Raw genomic sequence first — 6,090 nt, forward strand, 5'->3', positions numbered from 1 at the left:
CCTATCTCAAGACAACCCTGACAGCGATCGCCAATGGTCATCCGCAAAGTCGCCTCGACGATCTGCTCCCGTGGAACTTCAAACCGTCAAGCTAAGTGGATGGTGCTGTCCAGCTACCGCTTACCCTCGTTCTGGCCCATGGTCTGATCGCCCGCGGCCCCAAAGGCGATGCGGAAAAAGCGGATCCGGGCCGAGGCGCTTTCGACGCTTTGACCGATCAGGGCAAGCTCAGGCCCCGGGGCGGCCCCGGTGCCCGCCATCTGAAGCAATTCAAGCCCGTTGTTGATGGCCCCAATTGGCGATATCAAGTCGTGGCAAATGCGGCTGCCGATCAGGGCGGGCAGGTCAATGTTAAGCTGGCCCATGGTGGCCCCTTGGAATGATTGGAAACGGCATGGATGATCTGAACGCGCTGCTGACGCCGGGCATGTTGGTGATGCATCCGCAGCATCCCGAATGGGGCACGGGACAGGTGCAAAGCAATATCGGCGGCAAGGTGACGGTCAACTTTCGTGACCAAGGCAAAGTGGTCATAGACAGCTTTCGTTTGGAATTAATGCCGGTATTTGATGAGGGATGACCCTTTCCAAATCCTTAATGGTGGAAGAAAATTTTCTTAAAGCAACCTTAAGGAGAGTAACCGATTTCCGCTTTCCCTGCAACTGTTGCGCCCGCGCAGCCGATTGCCTATCAGGCGGAGACTTTCATTTCGGGCATAGGATTGGCCGATGCCACGGGGCGTAGCAGCAGATTTTCAGGTCAGATTGGCGCAGACGGAGGCCGATGTGCAGGCGGCACAGCGGCTGCGGTATGACGTTTTCGTGCGCGAGTTGGGCGGCGGCGGGCCGATGGTCGATCATGCCGCCGGGTTGGAGCGGGACCGGTTCGATCCCTACTTTGACCATCTGCTTTTGACCGACCGGCGCTGTGGTAAATTGGCGGGCGTCTACCGGGTGATGCGAGGCGATATGGCCGCGCGGGCAGGGGGCTTCTATTCGGCGGCGGAATATGATCTGGCGCCGCTTGTCCAGTCGGGGCGTAAGTTGTTGGAATTGGGGCGCTCTTGCCTTGACCCCGCTTATCGCGGTGGCACGGCGATGCACCACCTTTGGGCCGCGCTTGCAGGCTATGTTGCCGAATATGAGATCGAGGTTCTCTTTGGCGTGGCGAGCTTTCACGGCACCGACACCGCGGCTCTGGCCGAGCCGCTTTCGCTTTTGCATCACCGGCATTTGGCACCGCCCGAACTGCGGGTCCGCGCGCGCGAATACGCGCCCATGGACCTGATCCCCGAGGCCGAGTTGGACCGGCGCAAGGCCATGCTGGCGGTGCCGAGCCTGATCAAAGCCTACCTTCGGCTGGGCGGCACCGTGGGCGAGGGGGCCTATATCGACCGGGCCTTCAACACCACGGATGTTTGCCTGATCCTTGATACGAAACAGATGAGCGCGCGGCAGATGCGGTTCTATAACGGGAGTGCTGCATGAGCACGACTTGGGACAGCGACCAGCCGCCGCCAGAGCGGCGTTTGACGCTTGCCGGGACGCTGCGGGTCATGCTGCGCGGCGCGGCCTTGGCGATTTTGGTTTTCGGCGGGTTACTGGTCTTGCTGCTGCTGCGCTTGATCGAGCGGCCAATTTTCGGCCTGCATCGGCCCATCACCCCCCATATCACGCAGATGGTATGCCGCGCGGCGTTCTGGGTGCTGGGCATGCGCTTTATCCGCCGCGGCACCCCGATGGAACGGCGCGGCGCGGTGGTGGCCAACCATACCTCATGGCTCGATATTTTTGCGCTGAATGCGGCCAAACGGATCTACTTCGTCTCCAAATCCGAGGTGGCGGGCTGGCCCGGCATCGGCTGGCTGGCGCGGGCGACGGGTACCGTTTTTATCCGCCGCGACCGGGCCGAGGCGCGCAACCAGACAGAGGTGTTTCGGACCCGCCTCTTGGCCGGGCATAAGCTGCTATTTTTCCCCGAGGGGACCAGCACCGACGGGTTTCAAGTGCTCCCCTTCAAGACCACGCTGTTCGAGGCCTTCTTTGATCCGGCCTTGCGCGATGAGATCGCGGTGCAGCCGGTCAGCGTGATCTACCACGCGCCGCAGGGTGAAGATCCGCGGTTCTATGGCTGGTGGGGGGATATGTCCTTTGGCGCGCATCTGCTAACGACGCTGGCCGCGGCCCGGCAAGGCGCGGTCGAGGTGGTCTATCACCCGCCGTTGCCGGTGGCGGAATACACCGGGCGCAAGGCGTTGGCGCAACGCTGCGAGGCGATCGTGCGCGCGGGGCATGCTCAGGCAGATGCTGATGGCGGGCCGCGCCTGCAATAAGCTCTTGCGCTGCGCCGCGCGCTGGCCTATATGCGCCCCACTTGAACCCGCAGTCGGGGTTGGGCCTTTTGGGGAGAAATCCCAGATCGTCCGCCGGTTGGCAGCATGAGGCTGTCATACCCCCGATGAGGCTAAACCGGAAAGGTATAAAGACATGGCTCTTCCTGAGTTCTCCATGCGCCAACTGCTCGAAGCAGGCGTACACTTTGGTCACCAGACACAGCGCTGGAACCCCCGCATGGGCCCGTATATCTACGGCGCGCGCAACGGCATCCACATCATGGACCTCACACAGACCGTCCCCATGCTGGACGAAGCGCTGAAAGTGATCCGTGACACCGTCGCCAAGGGCGGCAGCGTTCTCTTCGTCGGCACCAAGCGTCAGGCCGCTCAGCCGATCGCCGACGCCGCAGAGAAATGCGCACAGTATTACATGAACCACCGTTGGCTCGGCGGTACGCTGACCAACTGGCAGACCGTTTCGCAGTCGATCAACCGCCTGAAAAATATCGACGAACAGTCCGAGCGCGGCTTCGAAGGCCTGACCAAGAAAGAGCGTCTTGGCATGGAACGCGACCAAGCGAAGCTCGAAGCGTCGCTGGGTGGTATCCGCGAAATGGGCGGTCGCCCTGACCTGCTCTTCGTCATCGACGTGAAGAAAGAGTCGCTGGCCATCGCAGAAGCCAACAAGCTGGGCATCCCGGTTGTGGCCGTGGTTGACACCAACTGCTCGCCCGACGGTGTTGATTACATCATTCCCGGCAACGACGACGCGGCCCGCGCCATCGCGCTCTACTGCGATCTGGCATCGCGCGCCGCTCTCGACGGCATGTCGGCTCAGCTGGGTGCGGCAGGCGTTGACCTGGGCGCCATGGAAGAAGCCCCCGAAGAAGAAGCCGTGAGCGAAGAAAGCACCGGCGTCGAAATCGGCAACGCGTCCGAAGAGACTCTGCACGACGATGCCATGGGCAAAGACGCGCCGCTGGACATCGAATCCAAGAAAGAGACCGTCGCCAAAGCCGAAGGCTAAGCGTCACGGACCTGAAACACGGGGCAGGGTAACCTGCCCCGATTTCCACCAGAGGCGGGCCTTGGGCCTGCACCCGATTTCCAAAGGAGAACCAAGAGATGGCAATCACAGCATCCATGGTCAAGGAACTGCGCGACAGCACCGGCGCAGGCATGATGGACGCCAAGAAGGCATTGACAGAAAACGACGGCGACATGGAAGCCGCTGTCGACTGGCTGCGCACCAAAGGTCTGGCCAAAGCGGCGAAGAAATCCGGCCGTACCGCTGCCGAAGGTCTTGTGGCTGTTAAGGTCGAAGGCGGTCACGGTGTCGCGGTTGAGGTGAACTCTGAAACTGACTTCGTCGGCAAGAACGCCGAATTCCAATCCATGGTCAGCAACATCGCCGATGCCGCGCTGAAAGTGGACGATGTCGAAGCGCTGAAAGCGGCTGAGATCGACGGCAAATCCGTTGAAACCACCCTGACAGACGCCATCGCCAAAATCGGCGAGAACATGTCCCTGCGCCGCATGCAGAGCATCGAAGGCGAGACTGTCGTCTCCTACGTCCACAACGCCGCCGCACCCGGCATGGGCAAAATCGGCGTTCTGGTCGCTATGACCGGTGGCAACGAGGAACTGGGCAAGCAGATCGCGATGCACATCGCCGCTGTGAACCCCGCGTCGCTCTCCGAAGCTGATCTGGACCCGGCCGTGGTCGAGAAAGAGAAGCAGGTTCAGATGGACATCGCCCGCGAAAGCGGCAAGCCCGAAGCCGTGATCGAGAAAATGATCACCGGCCGCATGCAGAAGTACATGTCCGAAGTGACACTGGTGAACCAGTCCTTCGTCGTGAACCCTGACCTGACCGTCGGCAAAGCCGCCGAAGAAGCGGGCGCAACCATCACTGGTTTCGTGCGTCTGGAAGTTGGCGAAGGCATCGAAGTCGTCAAAGAAGACTTCGCAGCGGAAGTGGCGAAAGCCGCGAAGGGCTAAGCCTTCTCGACCTGAAGAATATGGGGCGGTGCATTCCGATGCGCCGCCCTTTTTCGTGGGCAATCACCGATGGCGACGCCGACACAAACGACAGCTCGAAGCATCAGGGCAAGTTCTGGATGGGGCAGGGGAAGGATCCGGTCAGCCAGGCGAAAAATAAACCTGACTGAGACCGGCGAGCCAAAAAGCGCCTTGGTATTACAAGGATTAAAGGCCCGTCGTACCGCGGGTGCGAACACCCGCGATACTGGCGGACCATGGCCATCTACTACCTGAGGTGCCAGTAAGGTATTCCATACCCTAATATATTACGGATCCATCACAAACATCTGGTTCGCAAAGGCCGCTTTCAGCACCGCCTGAGCCGTCGTCTCGACCGACAAAGCCTCCCGCGCGAGGCGCAGGTGTTTTTCGACCGTAGGCGCCGTCAGACCCATCAGCAGGGCGATATCCTGCGTGGTCTTGCCATCTCCGACCCATTGCAGCACCTCCAGTTGACGCCGCGTGAGGCTGCGGTTAGGGCTGCTATAGGGCAGGGAGAGGATCTTCAGATGCGCAATTTCATTCATCAACTGAATGTCAGCGCCATGCGTGGCCCAAATCGCATCCACCTCATCCTGAGACAGGCCACGGCGCGCTGTTAGCGCAATCGCCCCCTTGGACCGGGCCGAGATCGAGCGGAAGCTGATCGTATAGCCCGCCGTCACATCCATGCTGGCGTTGAAGTCGATCACTCGTTTTTCGGTCTCCGATAAGCCATCGCGCTGCGTGATTTCCGCCAAGGAGCCCCAGCTACAGGCGCCTTCGTTGTTGAGCGCCCAACGCAGCATCGGCGCGTTGAAGTAGAGCCCACTGTGCACATAGCCGTTGAGGTATTCCGTGCTTTGATTGCTCAGAATCACGAAATCCGCCGGATCGCCCAAAGAGGTCGGTGTGCGGTAGCGCGTAAAGCCGTAGATCAGCCGGTCGAACCCATAGTCAGCCATCTGTCGCGTATGGGCATCCCAGAGTTCTTCGATTGTCGGGCTATGCGCGATCTGATGAAGATAGTCGCGCAAATTCATTAGCTTACGATATGACGTTGAAGGGCTTGAATGGCCAGAATATAACCGTGGACGCCAAAGCCGCAAATCTGCCCAAGGGCCACCGGCGCGATATAGGACGTGTGGCGGAAACTTTCACGGGCGTGAATGTTGCTTAGATGCACTTCAACCACAGGCAGTTCGACCGACGCGATAGCGTCCATCAACGCGATAGAAGTGTGCGTATAGGCGCCGGCATTCAGAATGATACCGGCATGTTGGCCGCGCGCCGCATGGATTAGATCGATCAGGCTGCCTTCGTGGTTCGACTGCGCAAACTCCATCTCCAGACCCAGCCGTGCGGTTTCCTCGGCACAGAGGGCCTCAACATCCGCCAAGGTGGTCTTGCCATAGACCTCAGGCTGCCGCGTGCCCAAAAGGTTCAGGTTCGGGCCGTTCAAAATAAGTACAGACGCCATAATCACTCACATTAAATCATCTAGATAGTGTTAACGGAGCAAAACTGGCGCTGTCCAGCGTCAGGTGGCATTGCGGTGCTGCTGTGGCGAGAAAATCGCAACAACAAGGCTGGCATGGCGATCTGTTGTAAACACCATTCAGAAATGTCACTGGGTTTGCAAAGCAGGAATGTCACTACTGGGCGCGACGGTAGCAAGGCTTTGCAGCCCGGAGACCCCACATATCGAAGGGCCGAAAAGCCTTGCGGGGATT

At 59.9% G+C, this 6,090-nt stretch carries 8 protein-coding genes and 1 pseudogene; 6 read left to right on the plus strand and 3 right to left on the minus strand.

Features of this window, described 5'->3' with window-relative positions:
• The coding region (locus tag FCK22_RS17600; protein WP_136720724.1) for a transposase domain-containing protein at nt 1-95 on the plus strand (95 nt) is incomplete at its 5' end.
• 30 nt (nt 96-125) lie between these two features.
• Here FCK22_RS17600 and FCK22_RS17605 read toward each other — a convergent pair.
• A pseudogene (locus tag FCK22_RS17605) lies at nt 126-365 on the minus strand (histidine phosphotransferase); the annotation flags it as partial.
• A gap of 29 nt (nt 366-394) precedes the next feature.
• On the opposite strand from FCK22_RS17605, the gene FCK22_RS17610 reads away from it, so the two are divergent.
• From FCK22_RS17610 to tsf, 5 genes are all read left to right on the plus strand, one after another.
• Nucleotides 395-580: a DUF3553 domain-containing protein gene (locus FCK22_RS17610; protein WP_067262087.1), complete on the plus strand. Its 186-nt coding sequence runs from the start codon at nt 395-397 to the stop codon at nt 578-580.
• A 148-nt stretch (nt 581-728) separates the two neighbouring features.
• The gene (locus FCK22_RS17615; protein ID WP_067262083.1) at nt 729-1,487 is read left to right on the plus strand and encodes a GNAT family N-acyltransferase; all 759 of its coding nucleotides are present in this window, start codon (nt 729-731) and stop codon (nt 1,485-1,487) included.
• On the plus strand, nt 1,484-2,332 hold the full coding sequence (locus FCK22_RS17620; RefSeq protein ID WP_067262082.1) for a lysophospholipid acyltransferase family protein: 849 nt from the start codon (nt 1,484-1,486) through the stop codon (nt 2,330-2,332). The genes FCK22_RS17615 and FCK22_RS17620 overlap by 4 nt, the downstream gene beginning before the upstream one ends.
• Before the next feature lie 154 nt (nt 2,333-2,486).
• Nucleotides 2,487-3,362: a 30S ribosomal protein S2 gene (gene rpsB, locus FCK22_RS17625; protein WP_067262080.1), complete on the plus strand. Its 876-nt coding sequence runs from the start codon at nt 2,487-2,489 to the stop codon at nt 3,360-3,362.
• A 98-nt stretch (nt 3,363-3,460) separates the two neighbouring features.
• On the plus strand, nt 3,461-4,336 hold the full coding sequence (tsf, locus tag FCK22_RS17630) for a translation elongation factor Ts (protein WP_067262078.1): 876 nt from the start codon (nt 3,461-3,463) through the stop codon (nt 4,334-4,336).
• Nucleotides 4,337-4,644: 308 nt separating this feature from the next.
• Here the strand turns inward: tsf and FCK22_RS17635 are convergent, their stop codons facing one another.
• Together FCK22_RS17635 and aroQ are read right to left on the minus strand one after the other, a co-directional pair.
• Entirely contained in the window at nt 4,645-5,400 is a 756-nt protein-coding gene (locus tag FCK22_RS17635) for a LuxR family transcriptional regulator (protein WP_136720725.1), read from the minus strand.
• Nucleotides 5,400-5,837: a type II 3-dehydroquinate dehydratase gene (gene aroQ, locus FCK22_RS17640; protein ID WP_136720726.1), complete on the minus strand. Its 438-nt coding sequence runs from the start codon at nt 5,835-5,837 to the stop codon at nt 5,400-5,402. Before aroQ ends, FCK22_RS17635 begins: the two co-directional genes overlap by 1 nt.
• Between the last annotated feature and the right edge of the window lie 253 nt (nt 5,838-6,090).

The sequence above is a fragment of the Sulfitobacter sp. 15WGC genome, from assembly GCF_005068605.1.
Classification (GTDB): domain Bacteria; phylum Pseudomonadota; class Alphaproteobacteria; order Rhodobacterales; family Rhodobacteraceae; genus Sulfitobacter; species Sulfitobacter faviae.

Coding starts and splice junctions, on each gene's coding strand:
- FCK22_RS17635 (WP_136720725.1), bottom strand. CDS start 5,400: ATGAATTTGCGCGACTATCTTCATCAGATCGCGCATAGCCCGACAATC.
- FCK22_RS17610 (WP_067262087.1), top strand. CDS start 395: ATGGATGATCTGAACGCGCTGCTGACGCCGGGCATGTTGGTGATGCAT.
- FCK22_RS17620 (WP_067262082.1), top strand. CDS start 1,484: ATGAGCACGACTTGGGACAGCGACCAGCCGCCGCCAGAGCGGCGTTTG.
- FCK22_RS17615 (WP_067262083.1), top strand. CDS start 729: ATGCCACGGGGCGTAGCAGCAGATTTTCAGGTCAGATTGGCGCAGACG.
- rpsB (WP_067262080.1), top strand. CDS start 2,487: ATGGCTCTTCCTGAGTTCTCCATGCGCCAACTGCTCGAAGCAGGCGTA.
- tsf (WP_067262078.1), top strand. CDS start 3,461: ATGGCAATCACAGCATCCATGGTCAAGGAACTGCGCGACAGCACCGGC.
- aroQ (WP_136720726.1), bottom strand. CDS start 5,837: ATGGCGTCTGTACTTATTTTGAACGGCCCGAACCTGAACCTTTTGGGC.